This window comes from Flavobacterium sp. GNP002 (assembly GCF_054343795.1).
On record NZ_JBTGUW010000001.1, the window covers coordinates 371595 to 396539 of the forward strand.

Here is a 24945-nt window from a genome sequence, read left to right on the forward strand (position 1 = left end):
CGAGTGTCGTTTTTTTATGCAATAAATTTCACTCTGCCGTCTTTTGTCCTACTTGCCTCCTAATTTCGTCTTCTGGGAAAGCCGAAAACCAACTAGAGTAGGCAAAATTTAAAATTAACTAAAATGAAATTTGCATACGATAGATTAGAACATTGTATTTTACTTGACAATTTAAAAAATGAAGTAATAAGTAAAACATTAGCCTATATGGTTGATTTTAAGGAACACGAAAATCTTGTTGTAATCCAAAAAACGCATTCAATTGAAATCTCTAATGCTGACATTTGTATTGCTGTTATCGTTTTTTCTGGTTTTGAAAAGGAATACGAAATTTTAAAAACCAAAAAAAATCACCACGTGATTTCTTTTGACACGACACTGCAATTATTTTTTGAATTTGATTATATGCCCATAAAATACCTCGATTATATGGCTTTGTTTTTCATGTCTTTGGCAAGAACAGAAGATGCAAACATAAAAGAATTTTTACACCTTAGAAATCCAAGCGCAAATGAAACAATATGTCGTTTAAAAAAAGAATATTTTCTCAAAGGTGTAGTATGGAATTATGACTTATTTTCCTTACTATATAAAAAAAACACGGTGAATTCAAGTTGTCAAAAAACAAAAAATCAGTTTACAACTTCAATGATTCTTGATAGTTATCCAGCAGCTTTTTATGAGTATAATCTAAAAAATATTAATTCTTCTTTTGTAAAAGAATTTGTTAAAAACCGAAACCTTTTAGCCATGAAAGAAATACAATCGGAATTAGGTAATAGCGAACAATTACTCGTTGGTTTTGCAGTTGTTTCTGGTAGAAACAGAGCTAAAAAAGCAATTAGGTTGGCACTTTCAACTCCTTTATTAAATAATACAATAATTGAGAAAACTAAAACTATTTTACTTCATATCTCATCAGATGTCATCGAAATGAATTTAGATGAGACCGGTGTAATCAACGATATTATTCAAGAAAGAGTGGGAAATAAAGCTGACATTATTATGACAGTCAGCGAAGATAAAAACCTAGGAAAATCTTTATCTATTACAATCATAATGTCTGAATTTGATTCTTCGGAAAATAAATCTTAAAAATAATTTTCTACACCGATACTCAGCTCTTTTAAGAGACTAAGTATCGGATGATAAATTATTATTTTTTGATTAAAAATTTATTTCAAGATAAATCGTCTCACCACTTCAGCCACACCATGATTATTATTTGACGCCACGATAACATCTCCTTTATCTCTCAATTCAGGATCTACATTATCGACCCAAACGCCCAATCCAGCATATTCAATCATGGTTAAATCATTTCCTGCGTTTCCAACAGCAATAATTTCACTTTGAAGTATACCCAGTTTTTTGGCTAAAAATTTAATACTGGCTCCTTTATCAATTCCGTTTTGAGCTACTTCAAGAAAGAAAGGTTTTGACATGCTGACACTAAGATGTGGCATCGCGGCTTTCAAATCTTTCTCTACTTCTTTTAAGTAACCAGGCTCTTCTAACAAAATACATTTTACAGCTGAAGATTGAACTTCCTCTTTAAAACTTACCACTTTGTTGTGGGCTAAACCAGTAATGTTTTTTTCGATTTCAATATATTCAGAATCCGTTTCACTCACAATTTTCCCATCAACATAAGTAATAATGTGTGTCTTACTTTTCAAACTGTAATCATACAATTCATGGATTTGTTCTTGGGTTAACGTTTGCTCAAAAATTATTTTATCTTCTTTTAAATCTGTAATGACAGCGCCATTATACGATATCATGTAGGAATTATCTAATTGTAATTCTTTAGCGTAAGCAATCATCGCTGGGGTTGGTCTTCCGGATGCCAAAACAATATGCACCCCCAATTCTCTTGCCTTAGCCAACATTACTTTATTCTCGTTTGAAATGGTATGATCGTCGTTCAACAAAGTATCATCCATGTCCAAAACCAACATTTTATATTTCATTTTTATTTTTTAAACGTAGTAATCTCAATTACTGCTGATTCATGAATTACTTTTTCAATTTGATTGAATTCTGACGAGTGTCAAAAATTTGAAGAATACGAATTTCAGTTTCAGAATGAATTTTATAAATAATTTTATAATCTCGAACAATCATTCTTCTGTATGGTTCCCCTAAGAATTCATCTACTTGATATTGTTCTACAAAATGAATGTTTTTACTTTGAAGGACAATATCTCTGATAACGTTCCTCGCTCCTTGGGGTGATTTTAACTTGATAAATTCAAATATTAATTTCAAATCTGCTTTCGCTTCATTATCCCAAAGTATGGTAATTAGCTTTTGCATATTACCATTTCTCGATTTCCTTCTCTAGATCTTCAATAGTTGTGTATTTTCCCGATGAAATTCGTTCATCAGCCTCTTTTACCATAGTAATGTACTCTTCCTTATCAACTGGATAACCACTTATGGTATGCGCAACAACTTCCTGGTCTAAAACAGATTTAAGCGCTATTATTTTTTTCAGTTTACTTTCATCATCAATATGAAGTAACCAATCCATCAATTCTATCTTTTTTGCAGCTATATCCATCTTATAGAGGTATTTGAATAGCAAATATACTAATTTAAATACTCATTCTGAATTCTTCAATAACAGGGTTTACTTTTGCAAATTCCGTTTCTTGAACGAACAATTCAACCGCTAAATCTGAATTTCCAAATCCTCCCAATCGAGCCGATTGTATATTATTTTTCACTACTACATTTACACCAATCGCTTCAATTTTTTCTTGTAACGCCATTGCTAAAATTTCACTTCCCGAAAACACTTTCATTAATCCCATTTCACTCTTTATTTAATTATTTTGTAACGTTTTCTTCATCTCCTTCTAATTCCTCAAAATCCTCTTCTGCATCTGAATCCAAGTTTTCTTCATCTTCTTCATCCTCATCTTCTTCATCCTCATCTTCTCCATCAAAATCGAATTCATAAGGTTCCTCTAACATTTTTTCAGCAAGAACTTCTATTCGTTCCGTAAATTGTTCCGAGAAAATAATACGTTGGGTTCTAACAATGCTATTCGAAATACGCATGATTTTTGTCTCATGACGTAATTTCAAGATTGGATCAGCATCATCAAGGATAAACATTTTCAATCGGTTTACGTTAAATCCAGCCGTAGTAAACATTTCACTTAACTTATTTGGAGTCCCAATCAACACGTCAATTCCGCTGGAGATATAATTTTTATCGTATTCCATATCACCTTTGTCATGGACACCATAAACTTCTAAATTAGAATTCTTTCCGTATTTTTCGAAAAGCGATTCCATTTCCAATACTTTCGCTTTGTCTTCGACAATAACCAAAGCCCTTGGCGATTCTTCGGTTGCACCTGCCAATCTCTGAATTACATTTAGCACAATTGTTGTTGATTTCCCGCTTCCTTTTGGTGCAATAATAATACAATCCGAACCACTTTTTAGTGTCGAAAATGTTTCTTTTTGCATCGCATTGGCTTCAGTCAAACCGTTTTCAATTAAAGCTTGTTGTAACTCTTCGTTTATTTTTTTTAGTTTCATTTATTTTATATTGAAAGATTAAAAATTAAAAGATTAAAACTATTATCAAATCTTTAAATCATTGAATTTTTAAATCATTAAATTAATTTTATTTCGACGCAAATAACTTCACATCATTCTCAGAAATATCGCTTCCGCCAAGGATGATCAGGCGTTCTACTACATTTCGCAATTCACGTATATTTCCTGTCCAATCGTATTCTTTTAACAAATTAATCGCTGCTGAAGAGAATTTTTTGACTGCATTCCCTTGCTCCGAAGCAATCTTATCCGCAAAATGCGAAATCAACATCGGGATATCATCTCGTCTTTCATTCAAAGCCGGAACTTTTATCAAAATCACGGCTAAACGATGGTATAAATCTTCACGGAAACGCCCTTCGGCAATTTCGACTTTCAAATCTTTATTAGTTGCCGCTACGACACGAACATCCACTTTGATATCTTTGTCCGCTCCTACTCTGGTAATCATACTTTCCTGTAAAGCACGTAATACTTTGGCTTGTGCCGAAAGACTCATATCACCAATTTCATCTAAGAAAATAGTCCCTTTATCCGCCGCTTCAAATTTTCCTGCGCGATCTTTGACAGCCGAAGTAAACGCTCCTTTTACGTGACCGAATAATTCACTTTCAATCAACTCAGATGGAATCGCAGCACAGTTTACTTCAATTAAAGGGAAATTAGCGCGCTCGCTTTTTTCGTGTAATTGATGGGCAACCAATTCTTTTCCGGTTCCGTTGGGTCCCGTGATTAAAACTCTGGCTTCGGTTTGAGCAACCTTCTCAATCATCACTTTGATGTGATTGATAGCTTCACTTTCGCCAATCATTTCGTAGTTTTTACTGACTTTTTTCTTTAGGATTTTATTCTCAACTACGAGCTGTTTTTTGTCTAAAGCATTGCGAACCGTATTCAATAATCGGTTTAAATCGGGTGGTTTTGAAATGTAATCAAACGCTCCCAAACGCATTGTATTAATTGCCGTTTCCATATCGCCATGACCGGAAATCATCACCATAGGAATTTCGGGTTTGATTTTTTTGACTGCTTCTAATACCTCAACACCATCCATTTTCGGCATTTTGATGTCGCACAAAACCAAATCGTAATCGTTGTTCTTTATTTTTTCGAGACCTGCAACACCATCTTCAGCTTCTTCAACCTGATAAGTATCATTTTCTTCAGAGAGTATTTTTGTGAGTACTCTTCGAATTGCGGCTTCGTCTTCTATGATTAGTATTTTACTCATTTTTGATAATTTGTTTAATCGTTAATTCGGCTATTTGTTTAATCGATTAACCGAATAACCGAATTAATCTAAATTTAATATTTCAACCAGCGGTACATTTCACTCCACGTTGGTTTTTTGCCATACATAAGTATTCCTATTCGGTATATTTTTGCGGCAAACCAAACGACACAAAAGAAACTTCCGAACAACAATGTTACAGATATGGCGATTTGCCACAAAGGTACGCCAAACGGAATTCGCATCAACATTACTATTGGTGAGGTAAGCGGAATCATTGAAAAAACAACTGCAACTGTGCCATGTGGATCATTGATAACTGTAAAAAAACCAACGTAAACGCTCAACATTAACGGCATAATGATTGGCAACAAAAATTGCTGTGAATCCGTTTGATTATCTACTGCGGCACCAATTGCCGCGTAAAAGGAACTGTACAGAAAATAACCGCCAATGAAGTAAATCACAAATCCAATCAAAATACTTGCAATGGGTAAATTCCATAATTCCTTAATATACATTTGGGCAGTTCCGGTCATTTCTTGCTGTGCAGTTTGCATCATTTCTGGTGAAACTCTGGCTGTAGGACCCACATTTACTCCAAAAAATACAGAGGCTGCAAACATTAATGACATTCCGATTATTGCCCAAATAAGGAATTGCAACAATCCTGCTAATGAAGTTCCTATGATTTTTCCCATCATCAATTGAAATGGTTTGACTGAGGAAATTATAATTTCTACTATTCGGCTGGTTTTTTCTTCGATGACACTTCGCATCACCATGTTTCCATATATGATTATGAACATCATAATAAGATATCCAAATGCGCCACCAATCCCGATTTTGATTTCGTTAAGTCCTTTGACACTTTCTTCACCGGATGCTTTTGTCAGGCTAATATTCACTTTTGACTGGGCATTTTTAATTGCCAGCGTATCTAAATGTGCTTTTTCTAAATTATTTTTAGTTAATTTATTTGCAATTACATCCTGAACATTTTCAATGAATGAAATACTGGGACTACTGTTTGAAATAAACTGGATTTTACTTTCGAAATCCTTAGTATTACTCGCCTTTGGGATATACAATAATCCTTCATAGCTTTCATTTGTGATACTGTCTTTCAGGAATTTTAAATCTATCAAAGATAAATCAAGGTATTTGTACGCTTTGTTTTTATTGTTCTGGGATGTAAATTCCTTTACAAACATACCTGATTCGTCATGAATAGCGATTCGTTTGGTATCTGCTTTCATGGAACTTAAATACGCCACAAAAACGGCAATTCCCACAAATAGTAACGGACTTAAAAAAGTCATAACAATAAAGGATTTATTCCGCACCTTGGCAATAAACTCTCTTTTTATAATTAATGATACTATAGACATTTTAGATTGTTAGATTGTTAGATTGTTAGACATTTTGCACTCTTAGAATTATAAACCTTTAGATTTTCTAAAAATCTAAGAAGTCTGAAAAGTCTATTGTGTTACTGTTTGAATAAAAATATCATTTACACTTGGAATTTTTTCTACAAAATGAGTTACTTGTCCGCGTTGTGTGAGGATATTCAATAACTCATTTGGCGTGGCATTCCCTAGTTGAATTTCCAGTTTTAATTCGTTGTTCAATGATTTAAAATTAGCCGGACCAACAGTGAATTTCTGTGTAATAGCATACATCAATCCTTCTACATTCTCCGACAAAATGCCCACTTCAAAACTATTGGTTTTAAATTGTCTTTTTACATCATCTAGTTTTCCTTCAATGAGTTTATTGGATTTATGAATCAGCGCAATATGGTCACATAATTCTTCAACGCTTTCCATACGGTGAGTCGAGAAAATTATGGTAGCTCCTTGATCTCGCAAAGCCAGAATTTCATCTTTGATAATATTAGCATTTACAGGATCAAAACCAGAAAAAGGTTCATCAAAAATCAACAGTTTAGGCTTGTGCAAAACGCAAACCACAAACTGAATTTTCTGCGCCATTCCTTTAGAAAGTTCTTGGATTTTCTTATTCCACCAACCTTGAATTTCTAATCTTTCGAACCAATACTCCAATTGTTTTTTGGCTTCAGCCTTAGAAAGTCCTTTCATTTGGGCCAAATACAAGCATTGTTCTCCCACTTTCATCGTGTTGTACAATCCTCTTTCTTCGGGTAAATAGCCTATATATTGAACATGTTTGGGTTGCAGTTTTTCACCATCCAAAATAATTTCACCGCTATCAGGCAATGTAATTTGGTTTATAATTCGGATCAGTGATGTTTTTCCGGCTCCATTTGGACCTAAAAGTCCGTAGATACTTCCTTTTGGGACAGTTAATGAAACCTCGTTAAGCGCCACATAATCACCGTATTGCTTGACAACTTTATTCACTTCAAGAATGTTATTCATGCTTATTTTTTAGTTGGTGTAAAAGTAAATAATTAGTACCAAAATACTTAGAATAGTTACATAAAAAACCCATCCTTATTTTAACAAGGATGGGGAAATGTATTTTTAAAATTAGACGTGTTAAACCAAGTCTGATTTTTTTATTATGAAAACATGTCTTTCACTTTCTCAAAAAATGACTTGTCTGATTTCTCCGGATTTGGAATAAAATTCTCATCCGTAAGATTTTTTTCAAAAAACTGTTTTTGTTCTTTGTTCAATGTTTTTGGAGTCCAAACATTTACATGAACCAATAAATCTCCGTTTCCGTAGCCATTGATACTTGGAATTCCTTTTCCTTTTAATCTTAGAATTTTACCGGATTGAATTCCTTCTTCCAGTTTTATTCTTACTTTTCCGTTTATAGCTTCAATATCTTTAGAAATCCCAAGAACCGCTTCAGCAAAACTGATGTATAAATCGTAATGTAAATTCTCTCCTTCACGTTTCAAGAACTCATGCTCCAATTCTTCAATTGCAACAATCAAATCTCCTGGAATACTGTTTCCCGGAGCATCGTTTCCTTTATTAGAAACTTTCAATTGCATTCCGTCTACAACACCCGCAGGTATTTTTATTGAAACCGTTTCATCCTCAAGAATCATTCCTTGTGAATCTGCTTCTGATGGTTTTTTGTCTAAAATTTGACCAGAACCACTACAGGTTGGACACGTAGAAGCTGATTGCATTCTGCCCAAAATGGTATTCGTAACGCGCATCACTTGCCCTTGACCATTACAGGTAGAACATGTTTTGTAGGTTACTCCAGGTGCTTGAACTTTACGTTTTACTTTTACTTTTTTCTCAACGCCATTGGCAATTTCTTCCAATGTCAATTTTACTTTGATACGAAGGTTGCTTCCTTTAGCACGACGAACGCCTCCGCCTCCACCTCCTCCGAAACCACCAAAACCGCCTCCGAAAATATCCCCAAACTGACTGAATATGTCATCCATATTCATTCCGCCATGACCTCCTCCGCCAAAACCGCCAGAACCATCAAAAGCTTGATGCCCATATTGATCGTATTTGGCTTTTTTCTGAGGATCACTTAATACTTCGTAAGCTTCAGCAGCTAATTTAAACTTATCTTCTGCCGATTTGTCTCCAGGATTTTTGTCAGGATGGTACTGTAAAGCGTTTTTTCGGTATGCTTTTTTAATTTCAGCAGCATCAGCATTTTTTGAAATGCCTAATATTTCGTAAAAATCTTTTTTCATTTTTATTTTTATTTTGTTGAGTCGCACTGTAGCGCGCCTCTATGCGTGATGTAAAGACCTAATAAACTGAGTCTCTACTACTGCCCTATTACAACTTTTGGAAAACGAATGATCTTGTCTCCTAATTTGTATCCTTTTTCAAGAACATCAACAATTTTTCCCTTCATCTTTGGCGCTGGAATCTGAGTAATTGCTTCAGCAAAATCAGCATCAAAAGCGTCTCCAGCCTTAACCTCAACTTGCTCTAATCCTTTAGAAACTAAAGTGCTTTTTAGTTTTTCATGAATAAGCTCCACACCTTTTGTTAACAATTCGTCTTCCGATTTGTTTATTTCAACCAAAGCTCTGTCAAAATCATCTAATACAGGAAGCATTGCAAGCAAAACTTCTTGATTAGCCGTTTTAAACAACTCTATACGCTCTTTAGTAGTTCTACGTTTGTAATTTTCAAATTCTGCAAATAATCGTAAATACTTGTCTTTCTCTTTGGCTAAGTCTTGAGTCAATTGCTCTTCCAGACTTAATTCCTCAATAATGATTTGCTCTCCATTTGCATTATTTTCTAATGTCACATCATCTATTTCTTGATCAATTTCTGTATTTTCAGTAGTCATATTACTTGTATTTTTAAAAATATTCTTAAACTTCATTTTTATTCTTTTCTTTGGATTGCAAAAGTACTGCCAATTCTTTTAAAATGTCAAATTGTCATCTTTTTGTCGAATTTATAATTCTTTTTAAATTTTATACTAATCAAAACAATTTTACACACTCAAAATTTTAATATAATTTTAAGACTATCTCGATATAGTTTATATAAATTTGTTTCAATTATTTACAGTTATTTTTCTGTAAATGAAAAACTAAAGAATCCCTACAAATTATTAATTCACCATTATTTTATATTAAAAAAAGCTTCGTATAGTAGACGAAGCTTTTTTTATGCTTTTAAAATAAAACTACAATAATGCGTTTTTCAAACCTTCAAAATCCACTGAAGTCTGCTCTCCACTCACTAAATTTTTAAGAGAAAAAGAATTGGCAGCCATTTCTTGTTCTCCTGCGATTACTGCAAAAGGAATCCCTCTTTTATCTGCATGCTGAAACTGCTTTGCTAGTTTCGCATTATCCGGATACAATTCTACCTTTATGCCTGAATTCCTTAATTCTTTTATCGCTTTCATTGCATAAAAAGCTTCTGTATCGCCATAATTAATAAACAACGCTTTAGAAGTTGCCGTTACGGTTTCAGGAAATAAATTCAATTCTTCGACAACCAAATAGATTCGATCCAATCCAAAAGAAATTCCCACGCCACTCATATTTTTCAATCCAAAAATTCCAGTCAAATCATCGTACCTTCCACCGCCGCCAATGGATCCCATTGCTACGGATTTTGGCGGAGCCACTTCAAAAATAGCACCTGTGTAATAATTCAATCCTCGGGCCAAGGTTACATCCAAGTCTAAAATTGCTGTTGACAATCCAAGTTTCGAAACGTTTTCACAAATAAAACGCAGCTCTTCAACTCCTTTCATTCCTTCATTGGACTCCGCAAGCAAAACAGAAAGTTGGTTTATTTTCTCTGAAATAGTTCCAGTAAAATTAAATAACGGCTGTACTTTCAGAATCGCTTCTTCTGAAATCCCTTTCTCCATCATTTCTTTTTTCACGCCGTCCTCGCCTATTTTATCGAGTTTGTCTAACGCAACCGTAAAATCAATCAATTTGTCCGAAGCACCGATTACTTCCGCAATCCCGGATAATATTTTTCTGTTGTTGATTTTGATAGTTACACCTTCTAAACCTAAAGCAGAAAAAACAGTATCATACAATTGAACCAGTTCTACTTCTTGCCACAACGATTTAGAACCTACCACATCCGCATCACATTGAAAAAATTCTCTGAAACGGCCTTTTTGTGGGCGATCTGCTCTCCAAACAGGTTGGATCTGGTATCTTTTAAATGGAAATTCTATATCGTTTTGATGTTGTACAACGTAACGCGCAAACGGAACGGTTAAGTCATAACGCAAGGCTTTCTCAGAAATACTTGACGTTAATTTAGTACTGTCTTTATTTTCTAAATGTGTCGCATTGGCTTTGGCCAAATAGTCTCCTGAATTCAATATTTTAAAAATCAATCGATCCCCTTCTTCTCCGTATTTACCCATTAAGGTTTCGGAATTTTCGAACGAAGGAGTTTCTATCGGTTGAAAACCAAATTTCTCGAAATTACTTTTTATAATCTGAATGATATAGTTTCGTTTTGCCACCTCTGTTGGTGAAAAATCTCTGGTTCCTTTTGGAATGCTCGGTTTTGATGCCATTTTTTGATTATTGGATTTTAGATTTTCAGATTTGGGAATTCTTGAAAAACTCCAAATTCTAATTCTTTGCAAATATCTTATTTTTAAAATAAATCTGTTTACAAATTTCATCATTTTATTGTCAGATGCCTAGCCCAGATTACTTCACTTAATTTCTAGTTTTCACAGTAGTTCAGTGAACTTCGTTTGCAGCGAAAATAAGGAAGTGAAAAATAATATTGTTTTCTTGCCTGAAAGAGCGACCAAAGGAAGCTCCTTTTAGGCAATTAAAAACAAATTATTTTCACTGACAGGTTGTAGCGAAAAGCTAGACACGAGCGAAGCGAACTGACGAAGTAAATAGCTCCTAAAAAATAAATTAGGGTTTTTGAAAAGGAAATTTGTAACAAAAATTGTATTTTCGTGTCAAACTGCTATGATGTTAAAATTATTCAAAGAAAATATTCGAATTGCATTCGGTTCCATCAGAACACAATTGTTGAGAACCGTTCTAACTGTGTTGATTATCGCTATTGGAATCACAGCTTTAGTTAGTATCCTTACTGTTGTTTCTGCTTTAGAAAATACTATTTCCTCTGATTTTGCATCAATGGGAGCCAATACCTTCAACCTAAAACAGTATGAAAACACTGTGAGAAGACAGGGAAGAGACGAACGTGAAATAATTAATCCTATTATTTCGTATCCTGAAGCGGTGGCTTTTAAAAATAAATACAACTATCCTTTTACTGAAACTTCGCTTTCGTTTACAGCTACTTCTGGCGCTGAAGTAAAATTTGAATCTTCAAAAACGGATCCTGAAAATTCAATTGTAGGAGTCGATGAATTTTTCATGAGTAATTCCGGACTGGAAACCAGTGCTGGACGAAATTTTACAGGATTTGATATTGACAACAATGCGTATGTGTGTGTAGTAGGTTCTGATTTTGAAAAAGGATTACTAAAAGACGTGAATCCCATTGATAAAATAATTTCAATCAGAGGCGCTAAGTTTAGGGTTATTGGAGTATTAAAAGAGAAAGGATCAACTTTTGGTAACAGTCAGGATTTGAGAGTTTTAATCCCAATACAATTAGCGCGTTCCTTATTTACGGCGCCTAACATCAATTATACGGTAAGTGTTATGGTTAGTAAAAAAGAATTACTAGACCAAGCAATTGACAATGCTAACAGCATCATGCGCAGGGTTCGTAAATTAAGTCCCGTTGAAGATAATAATTTTGGACTCGTTCGCAGTGATGACTTAATCAACAGAATCCTTGGAATCACACAATATCTTGGGCTTGCTTCTTGGCTTATTGGTATTATTACCGTTCTTGGATCTTCGATTGCTTTGATGAATATTATGATTGTTTCAGTAACCGAACGCACGCGGGAAATAGGCGTTCGAAAAGCCTTAGGAGCCAAAAAAACAACAATTGCCTTTCAGTTTTTTATAGAAACTTTACTTATAGGTCAATTAGGCGGATTGGTAGGGATAATTTTCGGAATCTTAATTGGTTTTATTATTGCAACTGCTATGAGTTTTGCGTTTGTAATTCCGTGGAGCGCAATCATGGCGGCATTTATAACCAGTTTTATGGTTGCAATCGCTTCTGGTTTATATCCTGCAATAAAAGCGGCTATGTTAGACCCAATTGAAGCATTGCGATACGAATAATTTGCAGTAATAAACTTCATTGCGAGGAACAAAGCAATCACATTTAATATTTTTCAAAACAATTTGGGCGTGACCACATTAAAAAAAGGGGCTAACTAATCATACGTGCTAGTTGCCCCTTTTTTTAATGCCGTCGGGTCATCCGCGTTACAAGGTAACTAGCTCCTACCCCTCACGCAAACCCCGTAAAACGAGAACTTTTGCATAAACAACAACCAAAGTTAGATGCGATTGCTTCGTTCCTCGCAATGACAACTAAGCATCCTGTCATTGCCGTAAATATCTTTTCGTAATTCGATGTTTTTGAAATTCATTTTTTCGAGTAAATCAACCATTTCTTTGCCTAGATATTGATTGATTTCAAAATACAATTGCCCATTTTCAGAGAGGTTTTTCTGAGCCAATTCGGCTATTTTTTTATAAAAAATCAACGCATCATCATCTTCTACAAAAAGTGCCAAATGCGGTTCATTGTCCAATACATTTTTCTTAATTTCTTCCTTTTCTAAATTTCGAACATAAGGCGGATTAGAAACAATAATATCAAATTGTTGCTCTAAATCTTGCGTTTCAAGAATATTTTGATTGATAAAAGTAACGTTGACGGAATTATTTTCTGCATTTGTTTTGGCTGTAGCCAAAGCCTTTTCAGAAACATCTATTGCAAAAACTGTGGCATTTGGAAGATTTTTTGCCAATGAAACGGCGATACAACCACTTCCAGTTCCAATATCTAAAATTTTCAAATCTTTTAAGCTTTCTCCTGAAGTTTCGGGATTCGACTTTTGACTTTCTAAAATCCATTCAACTAATTCTTCGGTTTCTGGTCTTGGAATTAAAACGTTCTCATTGACTTCAAAATCCAATCCATAAAAACTCGTTTTTCCTAAAAGATATTGTACTGGAATTTCCAGTTTCAATTGTTCTAAAATCGAGTTCCAAACTACGATTTCTTCCTCCGAAAAAACTAAATCAGGATGCAACGCCAAGTCTATTCTTTTCAATTGATTTTTTTCTTCTAATATTAAATAGAAAAAACTCTCTGCTTCTCCAGCATCATAAATTGGAGTCAGTTCTTGAATAAATTGGGTTCTGTATTCTTTAATTTTAAAAGAGCTCTTTTTCATTTAAAATTTATAATGTTTTAAGCATCCAAATAGGACAACTGGTATGACCTGTACTTCCCATAGGAGAACAAATGTATTCAAAACCTACTTTCTTATAGAGTTTTTGAGCATCAAGCATAAAAGGCATCGTTTCCAAATAGCATTTTTCAAAACCAAAATCTTTGGCACTTTGTAAACATTGAGCCATCATTTGGCTTCCAATTCCAAGTCCTCGGGTTTCTGGGAGAAAATACATTTTTTGAAGTTCACAGATAGTTTCCGCTTCATTTTCAAGTGGTGCAACACCGGCAGAACCTATGATTTTTCCATCCTTTTCTACAACATAATAAACCGATTTTGGCTTATTATATTCCTCAAACATTAAATCCAAATACGGATCTTCATAAGCCGTTCCTACTTTTGGAATGTTTAATTCGTCAAAAACTGCTCTTATCAACGCTGCAACTGCTTGATTGTCCTCTTTTTTTATTTTTCTAATGCTGTAATTTTCCATTTTCTTCAAAAACTAATTTTACCTGCAAAAATAGAAATTGTTTAGTGTTATTTTAGAAAGTTTCAAAACTAATTGTGTCCCGATCCCGAAGTTTCGGGACGGGATTGGGACTAAACTCAAAAACAACTACTTTTGTGTTGTGAAAATACATGAAAAATACATCCGACGTTGCATTGAATTAGCCAAAAATGGCTTGGGAACAACCTACCCAAATCCTTTGGTAGGCAGTGTTATTGTTTATGACAACAAAATCATTGGCGAAGGCTGGCATAAAAAAGCTGGAGAACCGCATGCTGAAGTAAACGCTGTGAATTCTGTAAAAGACAAATCGTTGTTGAAAAAAGCGACTATTTATGTGAGTTTAGAGCCGTGTAGTCATTTTGGCAAAACGCCACCTTGTTGTGATTTGATTATCAAAAATAAAATTCCAAATGTAGTTATTGGAACTGTTGACCCCAATGTAAAAGTGGCAGGAAACGGAATCAAAAAACTAATGGAAGCCGGAATACATGTTACTGTTGGAATTCTTGAAAAAGAATGCAATGAACTTAATAAAAGGTTTTTTACATTTCACGAAAAGAAAAGACCTTATATTATTTTGAAATGGGCCGAGAGTCAAGATGGTTATATCGCACCAAAAGAAAAATCAGAAAAAAAACCAGTCTGGATTACAAATCAATTTTCGAGACAATTAGTACATAAATGGAGAACGGAGGAACAAGCCATTCTGGTGGGAACTCAAACTGCCATTGATGACAATCCAAAATTAAATGCACGGGATTGGTCTGGAAACAACCCGATTAGAGTAGTTTTAGACCAAAACAATCGCATTCCAAAAGACAATTACATATTTGATAATCAAGTTAAAACTATCCTATTTTCTAAATCGAAACGACCAATTGAGAAAGAAAACTGTATCTTTGAGTATATTGATTTTGAACAAAATATAGCAAACCAAATAATACAATCGCTATATCAGCATCAAATTCAATCCATTATTATTGAAGGTGGACGACAAACTTTACAAACATTTATTGATGCCAATCTTTGGGACGAAGCTAGAATATTTATTGGAAGTATCGAATTTAAGAACGGAACCAAAGCTCCAAATCTTGCTAAAAACCAGTTCAAAAAACAATCTATTGGTAATGATCGATTAATACTATCTAGAAACTATGATTAATACTATAATTTTTGATTTTGGAGATATTTTTATCAACTTAGACAAAGAAGCCCCTATTGTCGAGTTTACTAAATTAGGTTTAAAAGAATGGACTGAGGATTTAAATGAACTCAATATATTATTTGAAAAAGGAAAAATTTCTGAAATTCAATTTATTGAAGGATTCCAGAAACACATGCCTAATGCTTCGATAGACGAGATTAGAAGCGCTTGGAATACCATTTTATTGGATTTCCCATTGTACAGACTTGAGTTTTTACAAATGCTTTCGCAAAAATACCGCTTATTCCTACTAAGTAATACAGATGCAATTCACATCGATAAATTTCAGCACACAGCCGGAATGACTTTTTACAGAGAATTTTATGAATGTTTTGAAAGGGTTTATTTTTCTTTTGAATTAGGCATGCGAAAACCCGACGCAGAAATTTTCAATTACTTGGTAAAAAAACATGAATTAACACCAAAACGCACCTTGTTTATTGATGACAAAAAAGAAAATACTGATGCAGCACTTGCATTAGGATTCCAAGTTTGGAATTTACAAGTAGGAAAAGAAGATGTTGTCCATTTATTTGACAAAAAAATAATTTAGAAAAGTAGCTTTTGGAATTTAAAGACACCTACAATACCATTGAATTTCCCTCTGAAGAAGTATTATTCAAAGAAAAAAACAGTAAATTTTTTGGTTACGCCTTTCCACTTCAATCAGAAGAAGCAGTAAAACCACTAATCGAAGCCTTACGAAAACTCCACCCTAATGCAGGACATTTTTGTTATGCGTATCAAATAGGTGCAGATACTGTAATGTATAGAGCGAATGATGATGGCGAACCAAGTAATAGTGCTGGAATGCCTATTTATGGACAAATTCAGTCTTTTTCAGTAACCAATGTGCTTATTGTTGTCGTCCGAATATTTGGCGGCGTGAAATTAGGTGTTGGAGGATTAATTTCTTCTTATAAAACGACCGCACAAATGGTTCTGGAAACCTGTGAAATTGTCGAAAAAACGATAGATATTCATTTTTCAATCACATTTGATTATCAAAACATGAATAAAGTGATGCGGGTAATCAAGGAAAAAAAACTTGAAATTGTAAGTCAAGAAATGGAAATAAATGAAGATTCAGGACTTCCGATAGGCAAAATTGAAATAAAAACCCGAAAAAAAAATGCCGAATTAGTATTCGACATTTTTAATTCAATGTTTGAAATCGATATAAAACGAATCTAATTTCTACTCAAAATTGCTTATTTTATAATTTATTCTATTGTTTTTAAGAGTTCTAAAATATAATCTGGCGGAGCGGTAGGACGACCTGTTTTTAAGGACACAAAAACAAGGATAAATTGGGCAGTTGTTAATAACTCATCAGACTCATTATAAATAGCGCAATCAAATTCTATCTTCACAGAACTCTGACTTTTGAAAACAGTGTGAACGGTAAGCAACTCATCATAGCGAGCTGATTTTTTATAATTTATATTCATGGAAACTATAGGAAGCGCAATTCCACTTTCTTCCATACTTTTATACGAAACCCCCTTGTTTCTTAGCCATTCCACTCTTCCTATCTCAAAATAAGGGATATAATTTCCGTGATAAACAACGCCCATTTGATCCGTTTCAGAATAACGTACCCTAACTTGTATTTGATGATCTTTCATTAATTATGTATTAAAAATTTTAAATTCAAGACGTTCCTTACGACAATAATTCGGAAAATTATTGTCCAATATATTTTTTTTTACAGAAATTTGTTCACATATTTGTTACCCCGAAAAACAATAAGAAAACATCTTTTTTTTGTAAGATAAAAATTACCAATTAGAATAATTTAACAGAATATATGAACAAAACTGCTCAATCAGTATGGGAAAACTGTTTGTCTTTTATAAAAGACAACATTCAGGATCAAGCTTACAAAACTTGGTTCGAACCAATCAAATCAGTTGAACTTACCGATAACGCATTATATATTCAAGTTCCAAGTAAATTTTTCTACGAATGGCTGGAAGAACACTATGTGAAATTGTTAAAAGTTGCACTTACCAAAGAACTTGGAAAAAACGCAAAGTTACTCTATAAAATCAGAATGGAAAACACTTATGGCAATAAACAACCGTTTACGGAGCAATTGCCTAGTGCCAACAGAGTTCCTATGAAGCCGCAAGAAGTTGATGCTCCATTCAAAAACTTAAACCCTGAATTAAAAAATCCATTTGTAATCCCAGGAATCCGAAATTTAAAAATTGAATCTCAACTGAATGCTAATTACAGTTTTGATAATTTTCTAGAAGGAGATTCTAATAGACTAGCGCGTTCTGCAGGTATGGCTGTTGCCAATAAACCTGGAGGAACTTCATTTAATCCGTTGTTGATTTTTGGAGGAGTTGGACTAGGAAAAACCCACTTAGCTCACGCTATTGGTGTAGAAATAAAAGACAAGTACCCCGAAAAAACAGTTTTATACATTTCAGCTGAGATTTTCACACAACAATATATTGACTCGGTTAAGAAAAACAACCGAAATGATTTCATACACTTTTATCAATTAATTGATGTTTTAATTATTGATGACGTTCAGTTCCTTTCTGGAAAGTCTGGAACGCAGGATGTATTTTTCCATATCTTCAATTATTTACACCAAAATGGTAAACAGGTAATCTTGACATCAGACAAGGCGCCAGTTGACATGCAAGATATTGAACAACGATTGCTATCTCGTTTCAAATGGGGATTGTCTGCTGAATTGCACCAACCGGATTATGAAACTAGAATTTCTATCCTAAAAAATATATTGTACAGAGATGGTGTAGAAATCCCTGAAGAAATAATAGAATATGTTGCCCGTAATATCAAATCGAATGTAAGAGAACTGGAAGGAGCTATCATTTCCTTGATTGCACAATCTTCATTTAATAAAAAAGAAGTTACGCTGGAGCTTGCTAAAAGTGTTGTTGAAAAATTTGTTAAAAATGTAAAACGAGAAATTTCTATCGATTACATTCAAAAAATTGTTTCGGATTATTTCCAATTGGATTTAGAAACATTACAATCAAAAACGAGAAAAAGGCACGTTGTTCAAGCCAGACAATTGGCAATGTTTTTTGCAAAAAAATTTACAAAAGCATCTTTAGCAAATATTGGTTCTCAAATTGGGGACAGGGATCATGCTACCGTATTACACGCCTGTAAAACCGTTGATAATTTAGTTGCTACCGACAAACAATTCAAGAAATTTGTTGAAGATATCAATAAAAAATTAACGCTGTAAACGCATCATGTCCGTGAAAATTTTAATGGTCTGTTTAGGCAATATTTGTCGATCACCCTTAGCCGAAGGCATATTAGCCTCCAAGCTCCCAAAAAATAAATTCAAAGTTGACTCAGCAGGAACTGGTTCTTGGCACGTTGGCAATAAACCGGACGATCGTTCCGTTGCCGTAGCAAAAAAAAATAAAATAAATATTTCAGATCAAAAAGGAAGACAATTCAGCAAATCTGATTTCGATTCATTTGATTATATTTATGTAATGGATAATTCTAATTACAACGACGTCATTGAGCTTGCCGAAAATCAAGAACAAAAACTAAAAGTACAACTCATTTTAGATGAATTATTTCCAAACGAAAAAGTAGATGTTCCGGATCCTTATTTTGGTTTACCCAATGGATTTGACATAGTTTATAATATGCTTGATGAAGTTTGCGATATAATTGCAAAAAAATTAATAGACAAGCATCAATAAATTTTAGATTTAAAAAATTTTCAAAAAATCAACAAGAAATTTACTTTAGAAACGTAAAACTACAGCAATGCAAACAACTACTTTATTAGGAAAACTGTACTTAATCCCTACTACAATGGGCGATTGCGATCCAATGGATGTGTTGCCTCAAACCGTAAAAAGAAGTATTGATTTCATTGATTATTATATTGTTGAAAATGAAAAAACCGCCCGAAAATCAATTAAAGGCGTAAATCCTGAAAAGAAACAATCCGAGCTAAAACTTTTTGTATTAAACAAACATACCGAAACCAAAGAACATTTAGATTTCATAAAACCTTTATTAGAAGGAAAAAATATGGGATTAATGAGCGAAGCTGGTTGTCCTGGTGTAGCTGATCCCGGTGCAGTTATTGTAAAATTGGCACATGAAAAAGGAATCCAAGTTATACCCTTAGTTGGACCTTCTTCTATTCTTTTGGCGATGATGGCTTCCGGAATGAATGGCCAAAGTTTTACGTTTAATGGCTACTTGCCTATTGAAAAAGGAGAAAAAAAGACAGCTCTTAAGAATTTAGAAAAATTATCCCAGGATAAAAACCAATCTCAAATTTTCATAGAAACTCCGTATCGAAATAATAAAATGCTGGAGGATATCTTACAGGCTATAAATCCCGCCACTCATCTTTGTATTGCAACAGATATTACTTTACCAACAGAATATATCAAAACCATGCGAGCTTCTGATTGGAAAAAGGCAAAAGTGGATTTACACAACCGCCCAACTATTTTCATCATTCATAAAATGTAATGTTTCTTTTTTGGAACTTATAAGTCGATTCTTAAATCTCATTTAGAGGTCAATCACTTTCCAAACAATACCAAAATACTTCTTTTATAGTATTGCAATTTCATTTCAAAATTAAACTTTTTGAAACACTTCCCTATTCCTATTAAATAACCTAAAAAAAATACTTACTAAAAGGATTTTTTTTATTTAGATACAGCAAATATGTCTTTGTTTCTTCGTTATTGCAAATGGATTTTCCTGCTAAAAAAACCCATAAAATCCTTATTTATATTAACATTATTTACAAAAAAATTAACCTGTCTACCTGTAAAAAAAAAGTAATTTTACTAATGCCCAAAGTACTTATTTATTCAAATTTCAAAAAACAAAACTACTAATGTTGTGAATTACAATGATTTAAATAAATAACAAATAACAAAAGGGGAAGAAATCAATTAAGCCTTATTAATTATTTTTATCATTAATGTATTATTTATTAGACTATTAATTCAAAAACAAAGTATCATGAAATCATATATAATTGTTTTATTTTTTTTAGGTATAAGCACACTATCTTATTCCCAAGATAAAGAAGTTAATTCAGGGCAAGGAAATATTAAAATGGAAAATTTACCAGGAGTTGTAATTAAAAGTGCCGGTAAAGATTTCTCCATATACCTACCTGATAGAAACCTAGATAAAAGTATAAGAGCACTTGAAGACAAATTCATAGCCTATGATTTAGGGAGAGATTATGAAGGATTTGAAAATTATTTAGTGATCATGGAAACCAATAAAGGTATATTGACTGCAACATATAATGAAAATGGTAAATTGACTAGCGTTATTGAGAATTATAAAAATATAAAACTTCCCAATAGTGTAATTTACTCCATTTACAAAACATATCCAGGTTGGCAGATTATAAATGACAAGTATTTATATTCTCAAAAAGAAGGGGATATTATTAAAAAAGAGTACAATCTTAAAATAAAAAAAGGCAATGAAGTTCGTAAATTAATTGTCAAACCAGATGGCGAGATTGTTAATGCAAATTAAATCACTAATAACCATAAAGAAAAAGCTACCAATTGGTAGTTTTTTTTTAGAATACGATTTAGTAAATAAATAAGAAAAGTTATAACTTAAATTTTCGATAATTATCAGCTCGTAAAAAATTAAAATTAGGATTAAACTACTACTTTTATAAAGTAATCAATGTTATTTTTTTATGAGTAAACTACCAAATATCAGCACGAGTATTTTTACGGTTATGTCAAAAATGGCAGCTGAATATAATGCCTTCAATCTTTCTCAAGGTTTTCCAAACTTTCCTGTTGACGAACGATTAACTGATATTGTCGCTAAACTAGCGAAAGAAAATGTGCATCAATACACGCCTATGTCTGGCTATGTACCCTTATTATCAAAAATAGCGACACTAGTCAAAAACTCCTACTTAAGAACTATTCAACCTGAAACGGAATTGCTAGTTACCGCCGGAGCTACTCAAGCCATTTTTACCACCATAACAGCTTTAGTCAAAAATAATGATGATGTAATTATCTTAGATCCAAGTTATGATTGCTATGAAGCGCCCGTATTATTGTGCAACGCAAATCCAGTTCGGGTAGCACTTAATGATGATTATACTCCAAATTGGGAAATTATCGAAAAGGCGTGTACTTCAAAAACCAAAATGATAATCATCAATAATCCGCATAATCCAACGGGAAAAATTTTATCGAAATCTGATTTTGAAGCTTTGGAAATTCTGCTCGAAAAATATCCTGATATTATACTTCTTTCTGATGAAGTTTATGAATACATTACTTTTCAGGAGAAACATATTTCAGCTCATACACGGGAGAAACTATTAAATCGTGCTGTAATGGTTTCCTCTTTCGGAAAATCATTCCATGTTACGGGATGGAAAGTGGGCTATTTAGTAGCTCCTGAATACCTGATGAAAGAAATCAAAAAAGTGCATCAATTTTTAGTTTTTAGTGTAAATAGTATTTGTCAGATTGCCATTAGTGAGTATTTAGACATCGTTTCTATAGCCGAAATCGGTAAATTATATCAGGAAAAACGGGATTATTTCAGACAATTATTAAAAGACAGCCGATTCAAACTCATGCCGTGCGAAGGAACTTATTTTCAAGTGGCTTCGTATGAAGCTATATCAAATGAAAGTGATGTTGATTTTTGCAAACGACTTATCATGGAACATGGAGTGGCTGCAATTCCTATTTCAACTTTTTATGCCGATGGAAAAGACCTGAAATTAATTCGGTTTTGCTTTGCCAAAGACAATGCTACGCTGGAAGAAGCCGCTAAAAGATTGTGCGCCATCTAAAATCAGTATTGAAATTTATTTTTTATTATGCATGCATACTATTTAATTTATTATATTTACAATAAAAAAATATCAAAAATATGAGTTATACAGATAAAATGTTACGCGACGACGCCCTAAAAGGCAAAGTGATTGTCGTAACCGGAGGCGGAAGCGGTTTAGGAAAAGCAATGACTAAATATTTCTTGGAATTGGGAGCGCAAGTTGCTATTACTTCCAGAGATTTAGAAAAACTAAAAAATACTGCTGCAGAACTGGAGACGGAAACGGGTGGAACATGCCTACCTATTCAATGTGATGTGCGTCATTATGAAGAAGTGGAAAATATGCTACAAGAAGTTTTGAAAGCTTTTGGTAAAGTAGATGTTTTACTGAATAATGCTGCTGGAAATTTCATTTCTCCTACTGAAAGATTATCTGCCAATGCCTTTGATACTGTAATTGATATCGTTTTAAAAGGATCAAAAAACTGTACACTTGCTTTTGGGAAACATTGGATTGACACCAAACAAAAATCATCTACCATTTTGAATATTGTTACGACTTACGCTTGGACAGGTTCTGCTTACGTGGTGCCTAGTGCTACTGCAAAAGCTGGAGTTTTGGCCATGACACGAAGTCTTGCGGTAGAATGGGCAAAATATGGAATTCGTTCTAATGCAATTGCCCCGGGACCATTCCCAACTAAGGGCGCTTGGGACCGATTATTACCAGGAGATCTAGCCGAAAAATTTGATATGGCTAAAAAAGTGCCGTTAAAACGTGTGGGAGATCATCAGGAATTAGCCAATCTAGCGGCTTATTTAGTTTCTGATTTTTCTGCATACATCAACGGAGATGTTATAACAATTGATGGCGGTGAATGGTTGAAAGGTGCCGGACAGTTCAATTTACTTGAAGCAATTCCAGAAGAACTTTGGGATCAATTGGAAATGATGATTAAAGCAAAGAAAAACAAATAATAGTTTTTTATAAAATAAAAAAAGAGAGTCACATGGCTCTCTTTTTTGTTTCTGCTAATTTTCATTATTCTTTAGGGCAAGTAAAATTTCACTTTTCAGCAAACCACTTCCGCCTCCATAATGCTGAACAATAACTATATTTGGATTCTGTATGTTAAAAAAAGTGCACAATTCAGTTTCGCTTTCTTCCTGAATTCCGGAACCAAACAATACAAGTGAAAAATCTTTTCTTAGAAAAATTTCCTTCGCTTCCTCATCATTCATAACGCCTACTCCATTCCAATTCTCGTTTGCATTTATCAATCGGACTACAGTTGCCAAAATTTCCAGATGTCTTCCTATGTATAAAATATTTATGGTTTCCATCATTCTATTTTATTAAAAAATACAAACTTCAAAGAAAATAATTCTTTGCGATTTGTGTTTATTTACTATGCAATTATTGTTGCAAAAATTGCAATTCGATATTCAAACGAACTTCTTCGCTTACTAAAACACCGCCAGTTTCAAGCGCCGAATTCCAGTTTAATCCCCAATCTTTTCTGTTGATTTTCCCTTCTAATGCAAGAGCCATTTTAGTATTTCCCCATGGATCTTTCATTAATCCTCCATATTCTGCAGCTAATTTTACTGATTTTGTAACACCGTGTAATGTTAAATCACCAACCAATTCATATTCACCTTCATTAATTTTGGTGAAAGAAGTTGCGCTAAATTTAATTTCTGGAAACTGAGCAGCATCAAAAAAATCTGGACTCAATAAATGAGTATCTCTATCTGCATTTCCTGTTGTTACAGAATCAATTGCTCCAATGAATTCAATTTTTGCGTTTTCAAAATCGTTGTCTTCTGCTTCAATCGTTGCATCAAATTTTGAAAATTTACCTGAAACATTAGTGAACATCATGTGTTTTACTTTAAAACCAATTTCTGAGTGTGTTGGGTCAATTACCCATTTTGTTGTTGACATAGTATTTTTATTTATTATTAGTTGTTTCTTTTATTCGTTTATGTAATTACAATTTCATTGGTACTTCCATCAATAAGATTTCGGCATTGGATGAATTAGCGGTGATTTTAATTGCATTGGTATCCCAAATTCCTAATCCGTCACGTTCATTTAAATCGATGTTTCCTATCGTGAAATCCCCTTTTAAAACAAAAGCATAAATTCCATTTCCAGGTTTTTTCAATTCATACGAAGTAGAAAAATTGTTGTCAAACTTCCCAATATGAAACCAAGCATCTTGATGAATCCAAACACCTTCATCTTCTGGATTTGGTGATAAAATTTGCTGCAATTTATTGTGACGATCATTTAAATCTAAAGTAATTTGATCATAACGAGGCGTTACATTTTTTTGATTCGGATAAATCCAAATTTGTAAAAATTTAACCAACTGGTCTTTGTTTTTATTGTACTCGCTATGAAAAATTCCGGTACCGGCACTCATCGCTTGAATATCACCTTCCTTGATTACGGTAGTATTTCCCATACTGTCTTGGTGCTCTAAATCACCTTCAAGCGGAATAGAAATAATTTCCATATTATCATGCGGATGTTTCCCAAAACCCATTCCTTGATTGACTCTGTCATCATTCAGAACGCGCAACACACCAAAACTCATACGTTCTGGATTGTGGTAATTTGCAAAACTGAAAGTGTGATAGGATTCTAACCAACCATGATTAGCATGACCGCGGGTATCAGCTTTATGTAAAACTGAATTCGTAATTACATCGTCCATTATTTTATCTGTGTTTTCCATTGTCTTGTTCTTTAATATTGTGGTACAAAGTTGCGTCAAAAAAAAAGCGCATACATTGAACTAG

At 33.5% G+C, this 24945-nt stretch carries 28 protein-coding genes; 11 read left to right on the forward strand and 17 right to left on the reverse strand.

Going from position 1 to position 24945, the window contains the following annotated elements; genetic code table 11:
- Nucleotides 1-123: 123 nt before the first annotated feature.
- The gene (locus ACXX80_RS01690) at nucleotides 124-1095 is read left to right on the forward strand and encodes a hypothetical protein (protein WP_458551741.1); all 972 of its coding nucleotides are present in this window, start codon (nucleotides 124-126) and stop codon (nucleotides 1093-1095) included.
- Nucleotides 1096-1175: 80 nt separating this feature from the next.
- Here the strand turns inward: ACXX80_RS01690 and ACXX80_RS01695 are convergent, their stop codons facing one another.
- The 11 genes from ACXX80_RS01695 to hisS form a co-directional block, all read right to left on the reverse strand.
- Complete coding sequence (locus ACXX80_RS01695) at nucleotides 1176-1973, reverse strand: Cof-type HAD-IIB family hydrolase (protein ID WP_458551742.1); 798 nt, start codon at nucleotides 1971-1973, stop codon at nucleotides 1176-1178.
- 46 nt (nucleotides 1974-2019) lie between these two features.
- Complete coding sequence (locus ACXX80_RS01700; protein WP_458551743.1) at nucleotides 2020-2319, reverse strand: type II toxin-antitoxin system RelE/ParE family toxin; 300 nt, start codon at nucleotides 2317-2319, stop codon at nucleotides 2020-2022.
- A gap of 1 nt (nucleotide 2320) precedes the next feature.
- Nucleotides 2321-2566 (reverse strand): hypothetical protein, encoded by a 246-nt coding sequence (locus tag ACXX80_RS01705; RefSeq protein ID WP_165151777.1) that lies wholly within the window; start codon nucleotides 2564-2566, stop codon nucleotides 2321-2323.
- Between the two features lie 34 nt (nucleotides 2567-2600).
- On the reverse strand, nucleotides 2601-2819 hold the full coding sequence (locus ACXX80_RS01710; RefSeq protein ID WP_113633582.1) for a DUF2007 domain-containing protein: 219 nt from the start codon (nucleotides 2817-2819) through the stop codon (nucleotides 2601-2603).
- 16 nt (nucleotides 2820-2835) lie between these two features.
- Nucleotides 2836-3558, reverse strand: a complete 723-nt coding sequence (locus ACXX80_RS01715) for a DEAD/DEAH box helicase (protein WP_458551744.1) — start codon at nucleotides 3556-3558, stop codon at nucleotides 2836-2838.
- Between the two features lie 88 nt (nucleotides 3559-3646).
- Complete coding sequence (locus ACXX80_RS01720) at nucleotides 3647-4810, reverse strand: sigma-54-dependent transcriptional regulator (RefSeq protein WP_458551745.1); 1164 nt, start codon at nucleotides 4808-4810, stop codon at nucleotides 3647-3649.
- Between the two features lie 74 nt (nucleotides 4811-4884).
- On the reverse strand, nucleotides 4885-6201 hold the full coding sequence (locus ACXX80_RS01725) for an ABC transporter permease (protein ID WP_458551746.1): 1317 nt from the start codon (nucleotides 6199-6201) through the stop codon (nucleotides 4885-4887).
- 93 nt (nucleotides 6202-6294) lie between these two features.
- Nucleotides 6295-7215, reverse strand: coding sequence for an ABC transporter ATP-binding protein (locus ACXX80_RS01730; protein WP_458551747.1), 921 nt, complete (start codon nucleotides 7213-7215; stop codon nucleotides 6295-6297).
- 143 nt (nucleotides 7216-7358) lie between these two features.
- Nucleotides 7359-8474 (reverse strand): molecular chaperone DnaJ, encoded by a 1116-nt coding sequence (dnaJ, locus tag ACXX80_RS01735; RefSeq protein ID WP_091164593.1) that lies wholly within the window; start codon nucleotides 8472-8474, stop codon nucleotides 7359-7361.
- Nucleotides 8475-8551: 77 nt separating this feature from the next.
- Nucleotides 8552-9124, reverse strand: a complete 573-nt coding sequence (locus tag ACXX80_RS01740) for a nucleotide exchange factor GrpE (protein ID WP_458551748.1) — start codon at nucleotides 9122-9124, stop codon at nucleotides 8552-8554.
- Nucleotides 9125-9433: 309 nt separating this feature from the next.
- Nucleotides 9434-10804: a histidine--tRNA ligase gene (hisS, locus tag ACXX80_RS01745; protein WP_458554067.1), complete on the reverse strand. Its 1371-nt coding sequence runs from the start codon at nucleotides 10802-10804 to the stop codon at nucleotides 9434-9436.
- 415 nt (nucleotides 10805-11219) lie between these two features.
- Here hisS and ACXX80_RS01750 point away from each other — a divergent pair, with 415 nt between their 5' ends.
- Nucleotides 11220-12464 (forward strand): ABC transporter permease, encoded by a 1245-nt coding sequence (locus tag ACXX80_RS01750; protein WP_458551749.1) that lies wholly within the window; start codon nucleotides 11220-11222, stop codon nucleotides 12462-12464.
- Nucleotides 12465-12685: 221 nt separating this feature from the next.
- On the opposite strand, the gene prmC is transcribed toward ACXX80_RS01750, so the two are convergent.
- Entirely contained in the window at nucleotides 12686-13591 is a 906-nt protein-coding gene (prmC, locus tag ACXX80_RS01755) for a peptide chain release factor N(5)-glutamine methyltransferase (RefSeq protein ID WP_458551750.1), read from the reverse strand.
- A gap of 7 nt (nucleotides 13592-13598) precedes the next feature.
- The gene (locus ACXX80_RS01760; RefSeq protein WP_315207257.1) at nucleotides 13599-14084 is read right to left on the reverse strand and encodes a GNAT family N-acetyltransferase; all 486 of its coding nucleotides are present in this window, start codon (nucleotides 14082-14084) and stop codon (nucleotides 13599-13601) included.
- Nucleotides 14085-14223: 139 nt separating this feature from the next.
- On the opposite strand from ACXX80_RS01760, the gene ribD reads away from it, so the two are divergent.
- Genes ribD through ACXX80_RS01775 form a run of 3 tightly spaced genes read left to right on the forward strand, consistent with a single transcriptional unit; the run spans nucleotide 14224 to nucleotide 16503 of the window.
- On the forward strand, nucleotides 14224-15267 hold the full coding sequence (ribD, locus tag ACXX80_RS01765; RefSeq protein ID WP_458551751.1) for a bifunctional diaminohydroxyphosphoribosylaminopyrimidine deaminase/5-amino-6-(5-phosphoribosylamino)uracil reductase RibD: 1044 nt from the start codon (nucleotides 14224-14226) through the stop codon (nucleotides 15265-15267).
- On the forward strand, nucleotides 15260-15862 hold the full coding sequence (locus ACXX80_RS01770; protein WP_458551752.1) for an HAD family hydrolase: 603 nt from the start codon (nucleotides 15260-15262) through the stop codon (nucleotides 15860-15862). Before ribD ends, ACXX80_RS01770 begins: the two co-directional genes overlap by 8 nt.
- A gap of 11 nt (nucleotides 15863-15873) precedes the next feature.
- Nucleotides 15874-16503, forward strand: a complete 630-nt coding sequence (locus ACXX80_RS01775; protein WP_458551753.1) for an IMPACT family protein — start codon at nucleotides 15874-15876, stop codon at nucleotides 16501-16503.
- A 29-nt stretch (nucleotides 16504-16532) separates the two neighbouring features.
- Here ACXX80_RS01775 and ACXX80_RS01780 read toward each other — a convergent pair whose 3' ends face one another.
- Nucleotides 16533-16937 (reverse strand): acyl-CoA thioesterase, encoded by a 405-nt coding sequence (locus ACXX80_RS01780; RefSeq protein WP_282714892.1) that lies wholly within the window; start codon nucleotides 16935-16937, stop codon nucleotides 16533-16535.
- A 182-nt stretch (nucleotides 16938-17119) separates the two neighbouring features.
- On the opposite strand from ACXX80_RS01780, the gene dnaA reads away from it, so the two are divergent.
- The 6 genes from dnaA to ACXX80_RS01810 all read left to right on the forward strand — a co-directional run bounded on the left by dnaA (nucleotide 17120) and on the right by ACXX80_RS01810 (nucleotide 23112).
- Nucleotides 17120-18547 (forward strand): chromosomal replication initiator protein DnaA, encoded by a 1428-nt coding sequence (gene dnaA / locus ACXX80_RS01785; protein ID WP_035674283.1) that lies wholly within the window; start codon nucleotides 17120-17122, stop codon nucleotides 18545-18547.
- A gap of 7 nt (nucleotides 18548-18554) precedes the next feature.
- Nucleotides 18555-19022: a low molecular weight protein-tyrosine-phosphatase gene (locus tag ACXX80_RS01790; protein ID WP_458551754.1), complete on the forward strand. Its 468-nt coding sequence runs from the start codon at nucleotides 18555-18557 to the stop codon at nucleotides 19020-19022.
- Between the two features lie 67 nt (nucleotides 19023-19089).
- Nucleotides 19090-19812, forward strand: coding sequence for an SAM-dependent methyltransferase (locus ACXX80_RS01795; RefSeq protein WP_315207277.1), 723 nt, complete (start codon nucleotides 19090-19092; stop codon nucleotides 19810-19812).
- Nucleotides 19813-20316: 504 nt separating this feature from the next.
- The gene (locus tag ACXX80_RS01800) at nucleotides 20317-20850 is read left to right on the forward strand and encodes a hypothetical protein (protein WP_458551755.1); all 534 of its coding nucleotides are present in this window, start codon (nucleotides 20317-20319) and stop codon (nucleotides 20848-20850) included.
- A 172-nt stretch (nucleotides 20851-21022) separates the two neighbouring features.
- Entirely contained in the window at nucleotides 21023-22150 is a 1128-nt protein-coding gene (locus ACXX80_RS01805) for a methionine aminotransferase (protein ID WP_458551756.1), read from the forward strand.
- An 80-nt stretch (nucleotides 22151-22230) separates the two neighbouring features.
- The gene (locus ACXX80_RS01810; RefSeq protein ID WP_165151789.1) at nucleotides 22231-23112 is read left to right on the forward strand and encodes an SDR family oxidoreductase; all 882 of its coding nucleotides are present in this window, start codon (nucleotides 22231-22233) and stop codon (nucleotides 23110-23112) included.
- Between the two features lie 54 nt (nucleotides 23113-23166).
- Here the strand turns inward: ACXX80_RS01810 and ACXX80_RS01815 are convergent, their stop codons facing one another.
- The 3 genes from ACXX80_RS01815 to ACXX80_RS01825 all read right to left on the reverse strand — a co-directional run bounded on the left by ACXX80_RS01815 (nucleotide 23167) and on the right by ACXX80_RS01825 (nucleotide 24881).
- Entirely contained in the window at nucleotides 23167-23481 is a 315-nt protein-coding gene (locus ACXX80_RS01815) for a hypothetical protein (protein WP_458551757.1), read from the reverse strand.
- Between the two features lie 70 nt (nucleotides 23482-23551).
- Nucleotides 23552-24082, reverse strand: coding sequence for a YceI family protein (locus tag ACXX80_RS01820; protein ID WP_458551758.1), 531 nt, complete (start codon nucleotides 24080-24082; stop codon nucleotides 23552-23554).
- A 46-nt stretch (nucleotides 24083-24128) separates the two neighbouring features.
- On the reverse strand, nucleotides 24129-24881 hold the full coding sequence (locus ACXX80_RS01825; protein WP_458551759.1) for a pirin family protein: 753 nt from the start codon (nucleotides 24879-24881) through the stop codon (nucleotides 24129-24131).
- Nucleotides 24882-24945: the final 64 nt, after the last annotated feature.

Excerpts from the sequence above, each read along its gene's own strand:
- ACXX80_RS01690 (WP_458551741.1), top strand. The coding sequence starts at position 124 with ATGAAATTTGCATACGATAGATTAGAACATTGTATTTTACTTGACAAT.
- ACXX80_RS01695 (WP_458551742.1), bottom strand. The coding sequence starts at position 1,973 with ATGAAATATAAAATGTTGGTTTTGGACATGGATGATACTTTGTTGAAC.
- ACXX80_RS01700 (WP_458551743.1), bottom strand. The coding sequence starts at position 2,319 with ATGCAAAAGCTAATTACCATACTTTGGGATAATGAAGCGAAAGCAGAT.
- ACXX80_RS01705 (WP_165151777.1), bottom strand. The coding sequence starts at position 2,566 with ATGGATATAGCTGCAAAAAAGATAGAATTGATGGATTGGTTACTTCAT.
- ACXX80_RS01710 (WP_113633582.1), bottom strand. The coding sequence starts at position 2,819 with ATGGGATTAATGAAAGTGTTTTCGGGAAGTGAAATTTTAGCAATGGCG.
- ACXX80_RS01715 (WP_458551744.1), bottom strand. The coding sequence starts at position 3,558 with ATGAAACTAAAAAAAATAAACGAAGAGTTACAACAAGCTTTAATTGAA.
- ACXX80_RS01720 (WP_458551745.1), bottom strand. The coding sequence starts at position 4,810 with ATGAGTAAAATACTAATCATAGAAGACGAAGCCGCAATTCGAAGAGTA.
- ACXX80_RS01725 (WP_458551746.1), bottom strand. The coding sequence starts at position 6,201 with ATGTCTATAGTATCATTAATTATAAAAAGAGAGTTTATTGCCAAGGTG.
- ACXX80_RS01730 (WP_458551747.1), bottom strand. The coding sequence starts at position 7,215 with ATGAATAACATTCTTGAAGTGAATAAAGTTGTCAAGCAATACGGTGAT.
- dnaJ (WP_091164593.1), bottom strand. The coding sequence starts at position 8,474 with ATGAAAAAAGATTTTTACGAAATATTAGGCATTTCAAAAAATGCTGAT.
- ACXX80_RS01740 (WP_458551748.1), bottom strand. The coding sequence starts at position 9,124 with ATGAAGTTTAAGAATATTTTTAAAAATACAAGTAATATGACTACTGAA.
- hisS (WP_458554067.1), bottom strand. The coding sequence starts at position 10,804 with ATGGCATCAAAACCGAGCATTCCAAAAGGAACCAGAGATTTTTCACCA.
- ACXX80_RS01750 (WP_458551749.1), top strand. The coding sequence starts at position 11,220 with ATGATGTTAAAATTATTCAAAGAAAATATTCGAATTGCATTCGGTTCC.
- prmC (WP_458551750.1), bottom strand. The coding sequence starts at position 13,591 with ATGAAAAAGAGCTCTTTTAAAATTAAAGAATACAGAACCCAATTTATT.
- ACXX80_RS01760 (WP_315207257.1), bottom strand. The coding sequence starts at position 14,084 with ATGGAAAATTACAGCATTAGAAAAATAAAAAAAGAGGACAATCAAGCA.
- ACXX80_RS01770 (WP_458551752.1), top strand. The coding sequence starts at position 15,260 with ATGATTAATACTATAATTTTTGATTTTGGAGATATTTTTATCAACTTA.
- ACXX80_RS01780 (WP_282714892.1), bottom strand. The coding sequence starts at position 16,937 with ATGAAAGATCATCAAATACAAGTTAGGGTACGTTATTCTGAAACGGAT.
- dnaA (WP_035674283.1), top strand. The coding sequence starts at position 17,120 with ATGAACAAAACTGCTCAATCAGTATGGGAAAACTGTTTGTCTTTTATA.
- ACXX80_RS01790 (WP_458551754.1), top strand. The coding sequence starts at position 18,555 with ATGTCCGTGAAAATTTTAATGGTCTGTTTAGGCAATATTTGTCGATCA.
- ACXX80_RS01795 (WP_315207277.1), top strand. The coding sequence starts at position 19,090 with ATGCAAACAACTACTTTATTAGGAAAACTGTACTTAATCCCTACTACA.
- ACXX80_RS01800 (WP_458551755.1), top strand. The coding sequence starts at position 20,317 with ATGAAATCATATATAATTGTTTTATTTTTTTTAGGTATAAGCACACTA.
- ACXX80_RS01805 (WP_458551756.1), top strand. The coding sequence starts at position 21,023 with ATGAGTAAACTACCAAATATCAGCACGAGTATTTTTACGGTTATGTCA.
- ACXX80_RS01810 (WP_165151789.1), top strand. The coding sequence starts at position 22,231 with ATGAGTTATACAGATAAAATGTTACGCGACGACGCCCTAAAAGGCAAA.
- ACXX80_RS01815 (WP_458551757.1), bottom strand. The coding sequence starts at position 23,481 with ATGATGGAAACCATAAATATTTTATACATAGGAAGACATCTGGAAATT.
- ACXX80_RS01820 (WP_458551758.1), bottom strand. The coding sequence starts at position 24,082 with ATGTCAACAACAAAATGGGTAATTGACCCAACACACTCAGAAATTGGT.
- ACXX80_RS01825 (WP_458551759.1), bottom strand. The coding sequence starts at position 24,881 with ATGGAAAACACAGATAAAATAATGGACGATGTAATTACGAATTCAGTT.